This window comes from Ruminococcus sp. 8Y-12 (assembly GCF_058119865.1).
In genome coordinates this window covers 4235483-4253656 of record NZ_CM176623.1, presented here as the reverse complement: position 1 = coordinate 4253656, position 18174 = coordinate 4235483, and the positions used below count along the sequence as shown (strand labels likewise).

Below are 18174 nucleotides of genomic sequence, written 5' to 3'. Positions count from 1 at the left end.
ATGAAAGAAACAATCAAAAATAGTTGACAAAATGAATGAATCGGTATAATATAAGCTTAACAAGAAAATTCAGAGAATGATTATAGGGAGGTATCTTATGAGGAACGATATAGCAATATCATTGGAAGAACTATTGGGGAAAGCGTATACTGATGCGGTATCACAGGCTGCCGTTACTCTTCTGGATGTGGAACCGGAAATAGCCAGGCGTTGTGTTGAGGATAAAGTTGAGTTTTTTCCAGAGTCCTACGTGGAGAAAATTGACAGCTTGCTGGACAAAGTGGGACAGAAAGTGACTGAACCGTTCAAGGGAGATATGGAGGGAGCGCCCACCAAGTCGTTTGCCGGAGCCTCCAATCATGCTGCCAGCCCCATCTCAGGGCTTGGATACTACCGGGTGGGACAGGACGGCAGGCTGTATGTGATCGCCAAGAGCGAGCATTACCATACGCCTCTGGGACACTTCTTTCCGGGTTATCAGCTGATTGACTATGCACGCACACTGGGGATTTCCAATGCAACCCACAACAATACCAGAGGTTATATCACCAGACTCTGTGAACAGGAATTGGTTCGAAATGCCAACGGACTGAAAAAGGAGCAGACAGAAGAACTCAGGGAAGTACTGGAGAGCGATGCCCCCCATGTGCTGAACCGTGTGATCAACCTGGAGACAGGCTCTCTGGCCTGCGAGGCGGGAATTAAAATGATGCTCGCACGGTTTTACCGCCTGGACAAGACCTTTCCCAAGCCCAAATACAGCGGCCGCATTCCAGTCTTCTTTGTAATGGGGGATTATGAAGGCGGCAGGATGGCAAACTACCACGGGACAACCATCATTGCCCAGACCTTTCGGGATATGTGGCCCGAGTTCTATAAAAAGAACGAGGAGAATGAGATCTATAGAGTAGTCCCTGTGGCGCTGAACGACATCAGCGATTTCAGGGAAAAATATGAGAAATACAATCAGGGCAGGTATAAAGCGGCAGGGTTCATCCATGAGATCATTCTCATGAATTACGGCGGTATCCGGCTTAGCGAGGCCTATCTGCAGGAGGCTTACAAAATCTGCCACGATGGGGATACTCCTGTCATGTGTGATGAAATCCAGTCCTGCATGTGGTATGACGGGATGTTCCTCTTCCGCCAGTACGGGCTGAATCCCGACTTTTCAGTGGTGGGAAAGGGTTTCCCCGGAGGACAGTATCCGGCCTCCAGAATCATAACCACAGCAAAGATGGACAACCTAAATCAGTTTGGAGCCCTGGTCACAAACGGACAGGAGGAGCTGGCATCCCTGGCTTATCTGATCACCATGGCCTTTGTGGAACAGAACGGGGACCGTGTCTCTGAGGTGGGGCAGTACTATGAGAAGAGGGTGAAGTCCCTGGAGGAGAAATTTCCGGATGTGGTAGCCTATGTGGAGGGGGAACAGCTGCTCAGCGCCATTACCTTTAAGAATGTGGAGGAGACGGTACACTTTGTGAAGAGGATGAATGAACGGTGCTTTGATATCAGCGCCCAGGTGTACAAGGCTTACTGTCCACCCGCAGCCCTCTTGAAACTGCCGCTGATTGCAACACCTAAACTGATTGACTGCCTGATGAAGCAGATGGAGTCTGTACTTCAGGATATGGAAGAAGAGAAATAGGGAGGAACTGTTATGGGAAAGACAATGAAATTTGGAATTATCGGATGCGGTCTGATGGGCAGGGAGTTTGCCAGTGCAGCAGCCAGGTGGTGCCATCTGAACACAGAGATTGCCAGACCGGAAATTGTGGCAGTATGCGATGTGAATGCAGCATCTCAGAAATGGTTTACGGATCATTTCCCAGCCATCAAGTTTACCACCACAGATTACAGAGAGCTTTTAGAGCAAAAGGAGATAGAGGCAGTTTACTGTGCCCTTCCTCATGTTTTGCATGAACAGGTTTACTGTGATATAATAAGAGCCGGCAAGCACCTGCTGGGAGAAAAGCCTTTTGGAATCGATCAGGCAGCGAATGATAAGATCCTGCAGGCAGTCCAGGAAAATCCGGGCGTGGTTGTAAGATGCGCCAGTGAATACCCCTATTTCCCTGCATGCCAGGAACTGATCCGCTGGGTAAAAGAAGACAGGCTGGGGCGTATCATTGAAGTAAAGGCAGGATTTAATCATGCCAGCGATCTGGACGTGACAAAACCTATCAATTGGAAACGTACGGTCAGTATGAATGGGGAATACGGATGCCTTGGGGATCTGGGAATCCATACAGAGCATGTGCCGTTCAGACTGGGGTGGGTTCCCAAGAGCGTTTACGCAGTGCTCTCGGATATTGTGAAAGAGCGGCCTGACCCAAAAGGGGGAATGACTGCCTGCGATACTTATGACAACGGAACCATGGTCTGCCTGTGTGAGGACAAGAACGGCAGTGAGTTCGGTATGTACATAGAGACCAAGAGACTGGAGCCTGGAGCTACCAGCAACTGGTACCTGGAGGTAAAAGGAATGAAGGCGTCTGTCAAGTTCGGATCAGATGATCCCAACGCATTTTACTATCTCTTTTCAGAGGGGAAGAATCAGGCGTGGTGCAGGATGAATATTGGTACAAAGCCTATGATTCCAACGATTACAGGGGATATCTTTGAGTTTGGATTCACAGACGCAATCCTGCAGATGTGGGCAGCATATATGTTAGAGATTGAAGGAAAAGAAGTGGAATTCGGCTGCTTTACTCCCGAAGAGACAAAACTGTCTCACAGACTACACACAGCAGCCCTGGAATCTTACAGGGAAAAATGTGCAGTTTCTCTGTAAGGCAATATACCGGACAGCAGCGGTGAGACGGAGAGGTACACAGCTAGTGTAACCGAAAAAGAAATAAGTGATAGCAGAAAGGATGAATCTAGAAATGAAAGTAGGAACCGTTACAGAAATCAAGAAACATGAATACCGGGTAGGACTTACCCCAAACTCAGCGAAGGCCTTCATTGATCATGGGCACACCGTATATGTACAGAGGGGCGCCGGGGAGGGGTCCAGCTTTACGGATGAAATGTATGAAAACATGGGCTGCGTTCTTTTGGATACCGCGGAGGAAGTCTTTGGGACCTGTGATATGATAGTGAAGGTAAAGGAACCCCTGGAGCCGGAATATAAGCTGATCCGCGAAAACCAGATCATATATACTTATCTGCACCTGGCAGCCGATAAAGCGCTGACAGACGCACTGCTTAAGAGCAAGTGCATTGGCATTGCGTTCGAGACCATCAGGGACCGAAAGGGAGGACTTCCCTGCTTAAAGCCCATGAGTCAGATCGCGGGACGGCTGAGTGTACAGGAGGGCGCAAAATATCTGGAGAAGCCCTTTGGCGGAAGAGGTGTTCTCCTCTGTGGCGTTCCGGGAGTCAGCAGAGCCAAGGTGGTTGTGCTGGGCGCAGGCGTAGTGGGCACCAGCGCCATTAAGGTGGCTGCCGGAATGGGGGCAGATGTGACGGTTCTGGACATCAACCTGGATCGGTTGGAGTACTTGGAGGACATTTATCAGGGCAAAATCAACACTGTATACTCCACACCCCAGAATATCAAGGAGTGCTTAAAGGAGGCGGATCTGGTCATTGGCGCAGTTCTGATCCCGGGAGCAGCTACCCCTAAACTTATCAAGAGGGAATACTTAAAGGATATGAAAAAGGGCGCTGTGATTGTGGATGTAGCCATTGACCAGGGCGGATGCAGCGAGGCCAGCCATGTGACTTACCACGATGATCCAGTGTTTACCGTGGACGGGGTGGTGAACTATTGTGTGGGAAATATGCCGGGAGCTGTTTCCAACACCTCTACAAATGCATTGAATAACGCAATATTGAATTATGGACTGCGCATAGCGGACCTGGGGGCTGAGGGAGCGCTCAGAGAGGATGCAGGACTGAAAGAGGGGCTGAATACTTACAAAGGTAAGCTGACATGCCAGGCAGTGGCAGAGGTTTACGGAATGGAGTATATAGGTGCAGATGCTGTGTTGGCATAAAATGTGAAAGGGATATCGGATACCGGAAATAGAGAGCGGAAGAGATTCTTAAGGGATACTTTTCCGCTCTCTATTTTGGCTGCAATCCATTTAGGAGCTTATAAATATCAAAACAGGTATATTACAGGAAAAGGCTTGTGCATTCCGGCAGATAGCTTATAATGAAGAGTAGAAGTAACAGGATAGGGGATTTCCGAAAAGGAGGGTATAAGGTGAAAAATAAGAGGATTGTAGTGGGTATAGCCCTGGCGGCTGGGATTGTTCTGGCAGCAGCAGTCTCCGGATGGGCGGGTTACCGGATGGGATATCAGAAGGGAATCAAAAACGCGTCCGGGGATAATGCACAATATGTGTATGGAACAACCATTTATGCAGAGATAACTGAGATCAGAGAAGCCTATATCTCTATTTCAGGATTGGATGTAAATGATATCAATGGACGGGGAGACTTTTATTTCTCTATGGATGAGGAGACCTCTATACAGTGGAGGCACACGGACATCACTGTGGAGGATCTGAAGGTGGGGGACCGCATCTCAGTTACCTATACGGGGGATGTCATTGAGAGTTATCCGGCAGAACTTACGGAGATAAGAAGGATTGATCTGCTGGAAGATGAGAGATAGTGCAAGTAAAAAAACAAACAAAAACAACAAAAAACAAAAGAAAAAATGCAAAAGAAAGGTTGCAAACCCACATGTTTCTGTAGTATAATAAACCTTATTAATAGGCAAAGTTAGATCTGATATGCGGATAAAGGTGGAAAAACGATGAGATCAAAGAGAATTGAGAAACTGGACCAAAGGCCGGTAAATAAGGATGGATATATCAATGAGTGGCCGGAGATGGGATTTGCGGCGATGACCAGTCCTTATGACCCGAAGCCCTCCGTCAAAGTGACCGACGGAGTAATAACAGAACTGGACGGAAAGAAGAGGGCGGACTTTGACTTTCTGGACCAGTTTATTGCGGACTATGCGATTGATATTCAGAGAACAGAAAAATCCATGGCAGTGCCCTCACTGGAGATTGCAAGAATGATTGTGGATATCCACGTATCCAGAAAGGAAGTACTGGAGCTGGTTTCCGGCATCACTCCGGCCAAGATGGTGGAGGTCATCAACTACTTAAATGTGGTGGAGCTGATGATGGGTATGCAGAAGATGCGCGCCAGAAGAAAACCGGGGAATCAGGCACATATTACAAACTTAAAGGATGATCCCGTACAGATCGCTGCGGATGCCGCGGAGGGGGCTCTGAGAGGATTTGCCGAGGAGGAGACCACCATGGCGATCGCCAGGTACGCTCCCTTAAGCGCTATGGCGCTGCTGATCGGCTCCCAGGTGGGCAGACGCGGGGTGCTGACCCAGTGTTCTGCGGAGGAAGCCACAGAGCTGGAGCTTGGTATCCGCGGACTCACTACCTATGCGGAGACACTTTCCGTGTATGGAACAGAGCAGGTATTTGTGGATGGGGATGACACCCCATATTCAAAGGCATTCCTGAACTCTGCTTACGCCTCCAGAGGACTGAAGGTGAGGTTTACCTCCGGCTCCGGTTCAGAGGTGCTGATGGGAATGGCGGAGAAAAAATCCATGCTGTATCTGGAATGCCGCTGCCTGTATGTGACAAAGGGAGCGGGCTCCCAGGGAACCCAGAACGGTTCCGTGAGCTGCATCGGCATTCCGGGAAGCGTTCCCGGAGGTATCCGTGAGGTCATCGGGGAAAATCTGGTGGCAGCCCTTTTAGGACTTGAGTGCGCATCCTCCAATGACCAGAGCTTTTCCAATTCTGATATGAGAAGGACGGCCAGAACCATGCTGCAGTTTATGCCCGGAACAGATTTTATCTTCTCGGGTTACGCGGCAGAGCCAAACTACGACAATATGTTTGCTGGTTCCAACTTTGATGCCGAGGACTTTGACGATTACAATGTACTGCAGAGAGATATGCAGGTGGACGGCGGACTCCGCCCTGTGACGGAGGAGGAAGTGATCCGTGTGCGCCGCAAGGCCGGACAAGCGGTACAGGCAGTGTTTAAATATCTGGGGCTCACGGAAGTGACGGATTCCCAGATAGAGGCTGTGACTTATGCCCACGGAAGCCATGACACACTGGAACGGGACTCTGCGGCGGATATCATGGCAGCAGAGGATCTGATGAAACGGGGAATTACAGGTGTAGATGTGGTTAAGGCCCTGGCAGAGAGCGGATTTGAGGATGTGGCGGAGAGCATTTTGAATATGCTCAAGCAGCGCGTGATCGGTGACTATATGCAGACTTCTGCAATTTTGAACAAGGACTTCCAGGTCATGTCCGGTATCAATACACCCAACGATTACATGGGACCTGGCACAGGTTACCGTGTGGAAGGGGAGCGCTGGGAAGAGATTAAGGCAATTCCACATATAATAGATCCCAGTGATTTTTAGGAGGTGAGGCAGTATGGAGATGAATGAAGAATTAATAAGAAAAGTGGCCCAAGCGGTGCTAAAACAGATGCAAAATGGCGGAAATGCTGCTTCAGATCCAAAGGAGGGGCGTACCAGAATGGCTCCCAAGAGAGATTATTCCGGCTATCCCCTTGCGAAGAAGGGGACAGATCCAAAGGAGGTAGTGATTGGCGTTGGCCCGGCTTTTCAGAGGGAAATTAAGGCTACGATCTGCGGACTGGATCTGAAGGATGTGATAAGGAACGTAAAGGCCGGGATTGAGGAGGAGGGGATGACGCCCAGAGTGGTGAAGATCCTCAAGACCTCGGATGTGTGTTTCATGGCGCTGGAGGCTGCAAAGATCAGTGGTTCCGGAATAGGAATCGGAATCCAGTCCAAGGGCACTACGGTGATCCATCAAAAAGACCTGTATCCCCTGTCAAACCTGGAGCTGTTTCCCCAGGCGCCCCTCATGACACTGGAGATGTACCGGGCAATCGGGCGCAATGCAGCCCGGTATGTGAAGGGAGAGAAGGTGACTCCCATCTCTGCTGTGAATGATCCCATGGTACGTCCCAAGTATCAGGTAAAAGCAGCGCTTATGCATATCAGAGAGACAGAACAGGTGGACCAGGAGATTCCGATTATAGAGTGGGAGGAAGCATAGGATGAAATACCCATTAGGACAATACGAAGCGGACAGCATTGCATCCAAGACTGGAAAGAAGCTGGAGGATATCACCCTGGAGGAAGTGAAACGGGGAAATATCACTGCGGATGACATCAAGATTTCCAAAGAAATGCTGAGAAAGCAGGGAGAGGTGTCCCTGGAAGCCGGAAATCCGGCCATGAACAAGAACTTTGAGCGGGCTGCTGAGCTGGTGGATGTGCCGGATGACGTGATTCTTCAGATGTACAACAAGCTGCGCCCAAACCGCTCCACAAAGCTGGAGCTGGTTCGGATGGCTCGGGAGCTGCTGGATAAATACGGAGCCGTGCACTGTGCCAAGCTGGTCATGGAAGCGGCCGAGGTCTACGAGAAGAGAGGGATTCTTCTGTGAAAATAATTGCAGGTGTGGATATCGGAAATTCAACTACAGAGGTGTGTATCGGAGCGCTGAATGAAGAGGGAAAGCTGCGCTTTCTTTCCAGTGCCTCCAGAATGACCACGGGGACAAAGGGGACGGTTGCCAATGTGGCGGGAATCCAGAATGCCCTGGAGGACGCCATGAATTCCATCCACCGGCAGATCAGGGAAATCGAACTGATCCGTATCAATGAGGCTGCCCCGGTCATAGGGGATACTGCCATGGAGACCATCACGGAGACCATTATCACAGAATCCTCCATGATTGGACACAACCCGGCAACCCCTGCGGGCGCGGGACAGGCGGTGGGATATCTTTTGCCCATTGAAAAGCTGGATACTGGCAGAAGCGGCGTTCCATATATTCTGACAGTATCCAAAGACTACACCTACGAGGAGACTGCGGAAAAAATCAACCGAAATTGTGAGCGTGTTCAGATTGCTGGGGTGATTTTGCAGGCGGACGAAGCAGTCCTGGTGGAAAACCGCATTGGACTGCAGATTCCAATTGTGGATGAGGTAAGACAGATTGAGCGGGTACCGGAGGGAAAGCTGGCGGCCATTGAGGTTGCACTTCCAGGTCAGGGGATCAGTATGCTCTCCAATCCCTATGGCATTGCCACGCTGCTGGGACTGGACGCGGAAGAGACACGCCAGGTAACGCCCATCGCCAAGAGTCTGATTGGTAAACGCAGCGCGGTGGTGATCCGTACACCTGGGGGGAACGTGAAGGAAAATGTCCTTCCGGCAGGAGATATTTACATAGAAGGCGCACAACCCCAGACGGTGAATATCGACGCTGGGGCACAGGAGATTATGAATACCCTTGAGCGTGCGGGAACCGTTTTTGATATTTCCGGGCAGGAGAATACCAATGTGGGGAATATGCTTTTGAGTATAAAAGCGGGGATGTCCCAGGTTACTGGGGAAAAACAGTCGGAGATTAAGATAACGGATATGCTGGCTGTGGATACCTTGGCGCCAGTTCTCATCTCAGGTGGTCTGGCAGGTGAGACCTGCATGGAGAAGGCCGTGGGGATTGCGGCTATGGTAAAGACAAAACAGCTGCCTATGGAGAAGATTGCAGATGAACTGAGAAGAAGGCTGGGAGTGTACACAAAGGTGGCAGGCGTGGAGGCTGTGATGGCCACGCTGGGCGCATTCACCACCCCGGGAACCAGACTTCCTCTGGCAATTTTGGATCTGGGAGGCGGTTCCACGGATGCGGCCATGATCGATGAACAGGGACATGTTCAGACCACGCACCAGGCGGGAGCCGGTGAACTGGTTTCCATGCTGATTCAGACAGAATTGGGGCTTTCCGCCAGGCTGACCGCGGAGCAGATCAAAAAGTATCCCCTGGCAAGGGTGGAGAGTCTGTTTCACATGCGTCTGGAAAACGGAGCTATGCAGTTTTTTGAGGACTCCATTGATCCCAGATATTTTGGAAATGTAGTGCTTTTGCATCCACGGGAACTCATCAAGATTGAGGAGGACATTCCCATGGAGAAGATTGTGTATGTGCGCAGGGAGGCGAAGCGGAAGGTCTTTGTGGAGAACGCTGTCCGGGCCTTAAAGACAGTGGCCCCGGACCACAATCTTCGAAATATTCCAAATGTAGTTCTCGTGGGAGGATCTGCGGAGGACTTTGAGATTCCGGAGATGCTCACAGAGGAGCTGGCCAATTACCGGATTGTATGCGGCAGGGGGAACATACGCAGCTGCGAGGGCCCCAGAAATGCAGTGGCTACCGGTTTGGTGCTCTCTTATCTGGGAGGTGGGGTATGATAGTCAGAAAGCCCAGCATCCTGATCTACACCTGTCATGCAGACGAGGACCTTATGAGAGAAATCTGCGCGGGTATTGAGGAGGAAGGCATTCTTTTTGAGCTTACGGAAAAGCCCGGAAGCTCCCTGGATGATCTGGCCTTTGATGCGGCGGAGGAATCCATGCTGGGGTCAGGAATCGGTGTGGCCGGAAAGCGGGCTGCCATGCAGATGAGGCCAGTACCCAGAGGGAAAAATGTGTATGAATTGAATCACCCTTCTTTTGAGCAATGCCGCTGTCTCGGTGCCAACAGTGCCCGGGCAGTGAAGAAGCTGCCATTTAAAGAGATGTACTAAGCAAGATGTTTGATTATGTGATTTTCTGTTGTTTTTAAGCACTTTTTTTGCAAATAATCTACAAAATGCCAAAAGAATATGGTATAATGAAAAGAAAGCAATTTCGGGAATGGATAGCTTGACTTGGAGGAATTACATATGCTGGCGATTGAAAGAAAAAATGAAATACTGGCAACTTTGCAGAAGGAGCAGCGTGTATTGGTAGCAGAACTCAGTCAGAAGTATAATGTGACAGAGGAAACCATACGACGTGATTTGGAAAAGCTGGAGAGAGAAGGATTTGTAAAGAAGACGTACGGCGGCGCGGTGCTGAATAAGAATATTGCCATGGATCTGCCGCTTAAGATAAGAGAGAAGACCAACCGGAAGGAAAAGATGATAATAGCATCCCGGGTAGCCAAGCTGGTGGAAGAGGGAGACTGCATTATGCTGGACAGTTCCTCCACCTCTCTGATGATTGCCCAGGAGCTGAAAAAGCGCAAGAAACTTACCGTGATCACAAACTCTGTGGAAGTGCTCATAGAGCTCTCAGGAAACGAAGGGATTAAGGTGATTTCAACAGGAGGCATGTTGCGGGATTCCTCCCTTTCTCTGGTAGGGAAGGCAGCGCAGGAGGTCTTGAGCCATTACAATGTGGACAAGGCAATCATTTCCTGCAAGGGTATTGATATGGAAAAGGGTGTCACCGATTCCCATGAGATGGAGGCAGATGTAAAGATCGGCATGTGCAACTGTGCCAAAACGGTCATTCTGGCTGCGGACAGCAGCAAGATGGGAGAAATCTATTTTGTGAAGGTCTGGAAGATGCGGACGGGAGATATCCTGGTAACGGACAAGCTTCCCGATCAGAAGTGGAAAGAGCACTTTGAGAAAAAAGGCGTGCAGGTCCTGACAGAAGACAATAAATAGGGTAGCAGAGGTTTTTTAAACCTTTCATTTTACAAATATAAAAACAAGAGGTGTAAACATGGGAGAAATAATTTATAATTTGGCGTTCGACTTTGGCGCGTCAAGCGGCAGAATGATCCTGAGCAAATTTCAGGACGGAAAGATTGAGTTGGAGGAGCTGCACCGTTTTTCAAATGACCCGGTGCGCATTGGAAAGAATTTTTACTGGGATACCTTCAGACTGTACCATGAGTTAAAGCAGGGACTGAAAAAAGCAGCGGCCAAGAAGATCCCCATTGAGAGTCTCGCCATCGATACCTGGGGCGTTGACTACGGCCTTTTGGATAAGGACGGCAACCTGATCGGCAACCCGGTAAACTACAGGGATGACAGGACAGTGGGCGTAATTGAGAAAGTGGATAAGCTCATTCCTCTCAAGGAGCTGTATGCCAGCACGGGAATCCAGTTCATGAATTTCAATACCCTGTTCCAGCTCTATGCGGATAAGGAGATGAGACCTGAAATCTACGAGAAGGCAGAACACATCCTTCTGATGCCGGAACTGTTCGGATACTTCCTGACAGGCAAGATGTACAACGAGTACACAGAGGCCAGCACCGGCCAGCTGCTGGATGCAAAGAAGAGAGACTGGGATTTCAATGTGATTGAAAAATGCGGTATCAAGAAGAGCCTCTTCGGGCCCCTGACCAACCCGGGAACCGTGATCGGAGATTTGATTCCTGAGGTTCAGGAAGAGACAGGACTCTCAGGCGTAAAAGTCATTGCCGTGGGCAGTCATGACACAGCTTCGGCTGTAGCGGGCACACCTCTTGAGGATGGCAACGCCGCTTTCTTAAGCTGCGGTACCTGGTCACTGCTGGGGATGGAGCTGGATGAGCCGATTCTGACGGAGAAATCTTTTGAATATAATTATACAAATGAGGGCGGTGTGGAAGGAAAGATCCGTTTCCTGAAAAACATCAATGGCCTCTGGATTATGCAGAATTTGAGAAAGAACTGGTGCGAGTTTGAGTACGATGTAACCTTCCCGGATATCATCAAAGCATCCAAGGAGGCTAAGAGACAGGACTTTATCATCAACCCCAATGATCCCAGATTTACAGCGCCTTACAATATGATGAAAGAAGTAATCGGATACTGTGAAGAGCATGGACAGGGTACACCGGAGGGGCTGGGCGAGATTGCAATGGCAATCTACAATGGACTGACCCAGGAGTACGGCACCACGATCCGGAATCTGGAGACCATCACAGGAAAGACCATTTCCTGCATCAACATGGTTGGCGGCGGTATCCAGGACCAGCTCTTATGCGAGCTGACTGCAAAGGCAACAGGCAAGAAAGTGGTGGCAGGGCCCATCGAGGGATCTGTGCTTGGTAATGTTGTTATGCAGTTGAAGGCTCTTGGAGCCATTCATTCCCTGGAAGAGGGACGCCAGATTGTGAAGGCATCCTTTGAGCAGAAAGTACATATGCCCCAGTAAACGGTAGCTGCTCTGAAAGGAACCCAAAGCTGTCCGGATGAATTTGACGGAAGTCAGCAGAACAGAGATTAGAGGTTAACCATGAGTATCACGACAAAAAATGGCGATGGCGGTATGACCACCTTAATAAAAACGAAAAATGTGCCCAAGTGCGATGAGAGAATCCAACTGCTTGGAAATATGGATGAGCTGACCAGCCATTTGGGACTGGTTAAGTCCAGTGTCTGTGTGCCGGAGGTGAAGGCCTTTCTGAATGACATTCAGAACACTCTGATCACCGTGATGGCGGGCATTGCAGAGCCTCACAATATAAAGTACCATCTAAAGGAATCAGAGGTAAAAAAGCTGGAGGAGGAGATGGAGCGGATGACCGGGCTGTTTTCCATGCCTGAGGGCTGGATACTGCCGGGGGCCAATCCTCTCTCAGCCCAGACAGACATTGCCAGGACCGTGGCCAGGCGCTGCGAGAGGCATCTCTCTTCCGTGACAATCAAATACGGCTCAGACAAAATGACAAAACAGTATGTAAACCGTCTATCGGATTATCTGTTTACACTGGCGCGCTATCTGGAGACGGCCTGCGTACCTGGGAAGGCGGAAGAAGTTCCTGCCTGCCAGGAGCAGAGACCGGGAGCAGGGGAAGAAACGCAGAAGATTCAGGAAAGCGAAATGAAAACCATGGAAAATAGTAAAGTAAATGACGCAATTATACAGGAAGTGTTAAAACGCATTGGAAAGCCGGAGAGAATTACCCTTGAGACGGTCAAAAAGCTCATCGATAAAGTGGAGGCCTATGCACAGAACAAGGGAAAAAAGGCCGTGATCGCAGTCTGCGGGCCGGATGGAAATCCCATCGCCGTCCATGTGATGGATGATGCTTTCCTGGTCAGCTTTGACGTTGCGCTGAAAAAGGCATACACTTCAGCGGCGGTGAAGATGTCCACTATGGAGCTTGGCAAGCTGATCCAGCCGGGAGCTACCTTCCAGGGGCTGGATAAGATTCAGGGGGATAAGATGGTGTTCTTTGGCGGCGGTGTTCCCCTGATGTCCGGAGATAAGCTGCTGGGAGCTCTGGGCGTCAGCGGAGGGACCGGCGAGGAGGACCATGACATCGCGGAATATGGTCTGCGTGTTTTTGAGGAATTAGCACAATAGAAGAATGGCAGAGGCGATTGCCTTTACAGAGGATTACCGCAGCGCAGCCGGGAAAACGGCTGTGGGGCAGTGATCCTTTTTTGGTACGCGAGTTTTGCTGGCTGTGTGCTGAGTCAGGCTGCGTTCCCACCCGGACATTGGCAACTCTTACGCGTCCACGAGGCATATCCCTGCGCCGGAGGAAGCGTTCGCTTTAGCCTATAACGCCCCTGCCTCGACAGAACGGTCACTAAGAACATGATTCAAGAGTGGATTGAATCAAAGGGTTCATTGCATACTTAATGAATAAATGCTATAATTAACGCAATAATCCTAATAAACGGAGGCTATTTATGGAAATTAAGGGCTATGAACTTTTAAAACAGGAAGAGATAAAAGATATTCACGCAACAGGATACCTGTACAGACATAAAAGAAGCGGCGCCAGGATCTGTGTGCTGTCCAATGAGGATGAAAACAAGGTGTTTCATATTACGTTTCGCACCCCGCCGAAAAACAGTACCGGCGTTGCTCATATCCTGGAGCACAGTGTGCTCTGCGGCAGCAAATCCTTTCCCTCCAAGGACCCGTTTGTGGAGTTGGTCAAGGGGTCTCTGAACACGTTTCTCAATGCCATGACTTACTCGGACAAGACTATGTATCCCATTGCCAGCTGCAATGACAAGGATTTTGCAAATCTGATGCACGTGTATATGGATGCTGTTTTTTACACCAATATCTATGAAAAGGAAGAAATATTTCGCCAGGAGGGATGGAGTTATCATCTGGAAAACAGAGAGGATGAGCTAACTTACAATGGCGTAGTGTACAATGAGATGAAGGGGGCCTTTTCCTCCCCGGAGGATGTGCTGGACCGGGAGATTCTAAACTCCCTGTATCCGGATACCACCTATGGAAATGAATCAGGGGGTGATCCGGAGTATATACCTGACTTGTCCTATGAAGAATTTTTAGACTTTCACAGAACGTATTATCATCCGTCCAATTCTTACATTTACCTGTACGGTGATGTGGATGTGAGGGAACGTCTGGAATGGCTGGATAAAGAGTATCTGAGTAAGTTTGAGGAGTCGGTCATTGATTCTGAGATAGAGGTCCAGCCGGTATTTGAAGCTCCAAGAGAGGTGCACAGGAAGTATTCCATTTCCAATACGGAGTCTGAGGAGGAGAATACCTATCTCTCCTTTAATGTCTCTATTGCCACCAGCTTGGATGTGCAGCTTGCCCATGCCTTTGCGATCATTGAGTATGCACTGCTTTCCGCGCCGGGGGCACCTTTGAAACAGGCGCTTTTGGACGCAAAGGTGGGAAAAGACATTATGGGTTCCTATGACAGCGGAACGTTCCAGCCCGTATTTTCTGTGATCGCCAAGAATTCTTCTGAGGAGAAAAAAGATGAGTTTCTTCATATTATAAAGAATGTTTTGGAGAACACGGTGAAGGAAGGGATTGATGAGAAAGCTCTGCGGGCGGGGATCAATTATATGGAATTCCGTTTCCGGGAGGCAGATTACGGGAGCTTCCCCAAAGGGCTTATGTATGGCATTGAGCTGATGGACAGCTGGCTCTATGATGAGACTCGGCCGTTTGACTATCTGCATCAACTGGAAATCTTTGACTTTCTGAAAGAACAAGTGGGCACCGGATATTTTGAACAATTGATTCAAAAATACCTGCTTGAAAACACCCATGTGTCCGTAGTGATCGTGGAACCTGAGAAGGGGCTTACTGCCAGGATGGAGGAGGCAGTGAAGCAAAAGCTGGCAGACTATAAGGAAAGCCTTTCAGACTCAGAGATAGATAAATTGGTGGAAAAAACCGGAAAACTGCTGGCATTTCAGGAGGCACCTTCCACACAGGAGGAGCTGGAGGCCATTCCCATGCTGGAGCGGGAGGATATCAAAAGAGAAGCGCAGCCCCTTTACAATGAGGAGCTTCGTGTTGGAGAAAATCTTTTGCTTCACCACAGGGTCTGCACAAATGGAATAGCATATCTGGATCTGTTGTTTGACACAAAATATGTGAAGAGGGAGCATCTTCCGTATCTTGGTATCTTGAAAGCTACGTTGGGTATGATTGATACAGAGCATTACTCCTATGGGGAGTTGTTCAATGAAATTAATATGCGGACAGGAGGCATTCACTGCGGTGTGGACATTTTCCCGGACAGGAGGAAGCAGGGCGTGTACCAGAGCTGCTTTACGGTGAAGGCAAAGGCGCTGTACTCTGAGATGGATTTCGTGTGCTCCATGCTGCAGGAGATTCTCTTTACTTCTAAGCTGGAGGACGAAAAGAGACTTTATGAAATCATTGCCCAGTTAAAGTCCAGACTCCAAATGCGCCTCAACTCAGCGGGACACTCCACAGCAGCGGTGAGAGCCATGTCCTATTTTTCCAATGTGGCTGCTTTCAATGAGGAGATGGGAGGAATCGCTTTCTATCGCCTGGTTTCTTCCATTGAGGAGCACTTTGAGGAGAAAAAGAGTGAACTTATTTCTATTTTAAAGGAATTGACGGACTGTCTGTTCAGGAAGGACACTCTTGTGGTGAGCTGTACCTCAGAGGAAGAAGGCGTCCAGGCTGTGAGAGAGCCAATGAAGGCGCTGATCTCTGAGCTAAAGGAGGGCGGCAGAGAGGTGCAGGAGCAGATCACTGCTCTGGGCAGAAAAAATGAGGGATTCCAGACTTCCGCGAAAGTTCAGTATGTTGCCAGGGCAGGTAATTACCGGGCAGCGGGGTATTCCTATACCGGAACCCTGCGGATTCTCAAGCTGATTCTCAGCTATGAGTATCTGTGGAGTAATATCCGTGTTAAAGGCGGAGCTTATGGATGTATGAGCGGATTTGGCGTGATGGGGGATTCCTATTTTGTATCATACCGGGACCCTAACTTAAAGATCACCAACCAGGTTTTTGAAGGAGTTGGAGAGTATGTGAAGAATTTCACTGTGACATCCAGAGATATGACGAAATATATTATTGGAACCATCAGCGAGATGGACACTCCTCTTACGCCAATGGCAAAGGGGTTCCGGTCTCTGAATGCTTACATGTCTCACATTACCTTTGAAGATTTTCAGAGGGAGCGGGACGAAGTCCTTGGGGCAGGCCAGGAGGATATCCGGGGGCTGGAGGGGATTGTAAACGCTGTCCTTACACAGGACAATCTGTGTGTGATTGGAAACGAAGAAAAATTAGCAGAAGAGAAAGAGATGTTTATGGAGCTTGAGCCGCTTGGCTGAGAGCAACACATCAAACAGAGGAATAATATGAACGAGAAAGCTTTTAAATCCGGATTTGTGACACTGATTGGCAGACCGAATGTGGGGAAGTCCACATTGATGAATCATCTGATCGGACAGAAGATTGCTATCACCTCCAACAAGCCGCAGACGACCAGAAATAAGATTCAGACGGTATATACCTGTGAGAAGGGGCAGATTGTATTTGTGGATACTCCGGGTATACACAAGGCCAAGAATAAGCTTGGGGAATATATGGTAAATGTGGCAGAGCGAACGCTGAATGAGGTGGACGTGATTCTCTGGCTGGTGGAGCCCAGCACTTTTATAGGAGCGGGAGAGCGCCATATCGCAGAACAGCTTCAGAAGACAAAAACGCCGGTGATTTTAATTATCAATAAGATTGACACAGTGAAAAGGGAGGAAATCCTGGTATTTATTGACCAGTATCGTAAGATTTATGATTTTGCGGAGATAATTCCTGCCTCCGCGCTTAAGGGACAGAACACCCAGGATGTGATTGATACGATTTTTAAATACCTTCCCTATGGACCGCAGTTTTACGATGAGGATACTGTGACGGACCAGCCTCAGCGGCAGATTGTAGCGGAGCTGATTCGGGAAAAGGCTCTGCGGTGTCTGAATGAGGAGATTCCCCATGGAATTGCTGTTTCTGTTGATAAGATGAGGGAGCGCAAGAGTGGGAATATTATGGATATTGAAGCCACTATTGTGTGTGAGAGAGATTCCCACAAAGGGATTATCATCGGCAAAGGAGGCACCATGCTGCGCAAGATCGGACAGGCTGCCAGGTTTGAGATTGAGGATATGCTTGAGATGCAGGTGAATCTGCAGCTCTGGGTGAAGGTGAAGAAGGACTGGCGGGACAGTGACTTTTTGATAAAGAATTTTGGGTATGACAAGAAGGAAATTTAAATGGGCGATCTGCTGAACCTGACCGGGATGGTGCTTTCAGCCATCCCCATGGGGGATTTCGATAAACGGGTGGTTGTGCTTACGAAAGAGAGAGGGAAGATCCACGCTTTTGCCAAGGGGGCAAGGCGTCAGAATAGCTCCCTTTTGGCAGCAGCGAACCCTTTTTGCTTTGGAACATTCTCCTTTTACGAGGGGCGCAGCTCCTACACACTGGTGCAGGCGGAGGTTAAAAGCTATTTCCGGGAGCTGTCCCAGGACGTGGAGGGCGCATACTATGGATTTTATTTTATGGAGTTTGCGGACTACTATGCCAGGGAGAACAATGACGAGGTGGAGTTATTAAAGCTGCTCTATGCGTCTATGCGTGCTCTGGCTAATCCTCATTTGGACCGGGAACTGGTGCGCAGAGTCTTTGAGCTCAAGGCTATGGTGGTGAACGGGGAGTACCCGGAGGTGTTTTCCTGTGCGGAATGTCAGAGCAGGGAGGAACTCTCGGCTTTTACACTGGCGCGCAACGGTCTTTTGTGCAGTCGGTGTGCCCCCAAATACAGGGGGGCGGTTCCGCTTTTGGAGTCTGCGGTATATGCCCTTCAGTATGTAGTCTCCACACCGGTGGAAAAGCTCTATACCTTTACCCTCTCCGAGGAGGTGATGGGGCAGTTTGCGCAGGTGGTCGAGCGCTTTAGGAAAAAGTACATAGAGAAGGAGTTTAAAACATTGGATATTCTACAGAGCATCCTGAATTATTAGGTTGAAAATCTATTCTTTTAAAGGTATAATAAATGAGTCGCAAATTAATA

Annotated in this window: 15 protein-coding genes; all 15 read left to right on the top strand. The window is 49.2% G+C overall.

All coding sequences use genetic code 11. The features are described 5' to 3' along the window. Positions 1-97: 97 nt before the first annotated feature. The 15 genes from AC0THY_RS17190 (at position 98) to recO (ending at position 18124) form a co-directional block, all read left to right on the top strand. Complete coding sequence (locus tag AC0THY_RS17190; RefSeq protein ID WP_489991818.1) at positions 98-1651, top strand: aminotransferase class III-fold pyridoxal phosphate-dependent enzyme; 1554 nt, start codon at positions 98-100, stop codon at positions 1649-1651. A gap of 12 nt (positions 1652-1663) precedes the next feature. Continuing rightward, positions 1664-2797, top strand: a complete 1134-nt coding sequence (locus AC0THY_RS17185; protein ID WP_489991817.1) for a Gfo/Idh/MocA family protein — start codon at positions 1664-1666, stop codon at positions 2795-2797. 94 nt (positions 2798-2891) lie between these two features. Further along, positions 2892-4007: an alanine dehydrogenase gene (ald, locus tag AC0THY_RS17180; protein WP_489991816.1), complete on the top strand. Its 1116-nt coding sequence runs from the start codon at positions 2892-2894 to the stop codon at positions 4005-4007. A 212-nt stretch (positions 4008-4219) separates the two neighbouring features. Further along, entirely contained in the window at positions 4220-4633 is a 414-nt protein-coding gene (locus AC0THY_RS17175) for a hypothetical protein (protein WP_489991815.1), read from the top strand. A 144-nt stretch (positions 4634-4777) separates the two neighbouring features. Then, positions 4778-6439 (top strand): propanediol/glycerol family dehydratase large subunit, encoded by a 1662-nt coding sequence (locus AC0THY_RS17170; protein WP_489991814.1) that lies wholly within the window; start codon positions 4778-4780, stop codon positions 6437-6439. 13 nt (positions 6440-6452) lie between these two features. After that, positions 6453-7106: a propanediol/glycerol family dehydratase medium subunit gene (locus AC0THY_RS17165; protein ID WP_489991813.1), complete on the top strand. Its 654-nt coding sequence runs from the start codon at positions 6453-6455 to the stop codon at positions 7104-7106. A 1-nt stretch (position 7107) separates the two neighbouring features. Further along, entirely contained in the window at positions 7108-7500 is a 393-nt protein-coding gene (locus AC0THY_RS17160) for a diol dehydratase small subunit (protein WP_489991812.1), read from the top strand. Further along, on the top strand, positions 7497-9314 hold the full coding sequence (locus AC0THY_RS17155; protein ID WP_489991811.1) for a diol dehydratase reactivase subunit alpha: 1818 nt from the start codon (positions 7497-7499) through the stop codon (positions 9312-9314). The genes AC0THY_RS17160 and AC0THY_RS17155 overlap by 4 nt, the downstream gene beginning before the upstream one ends. Continuing rightward, positions 9311-9649 carry a glycerol dehydratase reactivase beta/small subunit family protein gene (locus AC0THY_RS17150; RefSeq protein ID WP_489991810.1) on the top strand — a complete coding sequence of 113 codons (339 nt, stop codon included), beginning with the start codon at positions 9311-9313 and terminating at the stop codon, positions 9647-9649. Before AC0THY_RS17155 ends, AC0THY_RS17150 begins: the two co-directional genes overlap by 4 nt. A 138-nt stretch (positions 9650-9787) precedes the next feature. Then, positions 9788-10558, top strand: coding sequence for a DeoR/GlpR family DNA-binding transcription regulator (locus AC0THY_RS17145; protein WP_489991809.1), 771 nt, complete (start codon positions 9788-9790; stop codon positions 10556-10558). A gap of 58 nt (positions 10559-10616) precedes the next feature. Beyond that, positions 10617-12041, top strand: coding sequence for a rhamnulokinase (locus AC0THY_RS17140; protein ID WP_489991808.1), 1425 nt, complete (start codon positions 10617-10619; stop codon positions 12039-12041). Between the two features lie 81 nt (positions 12042-12122). After that, positions 12123-13196, top strand: a complete 1074-nt coding sequence (locus AC0THY_RS17135; protein WP_489991807.1) for a cob(I)yrinic acid a,c-diamide adenosyltransferase — start codon at positions 12123-12125, stop codon at positions 13194-13196. A 332-nt stretch (positions 13197-13528) separates the two neighbouring features. Next, complete coding sequence (locus AC0THY_RS17130; protein WP_489991806.1) at positions 13529-16438, top strand: insulinase family protein; 2910 nt, start codon at positions 13529-13531, stop codon at positions 16436-16438. A 27-nt stretch (positions 16439-16465) separates the two neighbouring features. Beyond that, positions 16466-17374: a GTPase Era gene (gene era / locus AC0THY_RS17125; RefSeq protein WP_489991805.1), complete on the top strand. Its 909-nt coding sequence runs from the start codon at positions 16466-16468 to the stop codon at positions 17372-17374. After that, a complete protein-coding gene (gene recO, locus AC0THY_RS17120) occupies positions 17375-18124 on the top strand; it encodes a DNA repair protein RecO (RefSeq protein ID WP_489991804.1) in 750 nt (249 codons plus the stop codon). Positions 18125-18174: the final 50 nt, after the last annotated feature.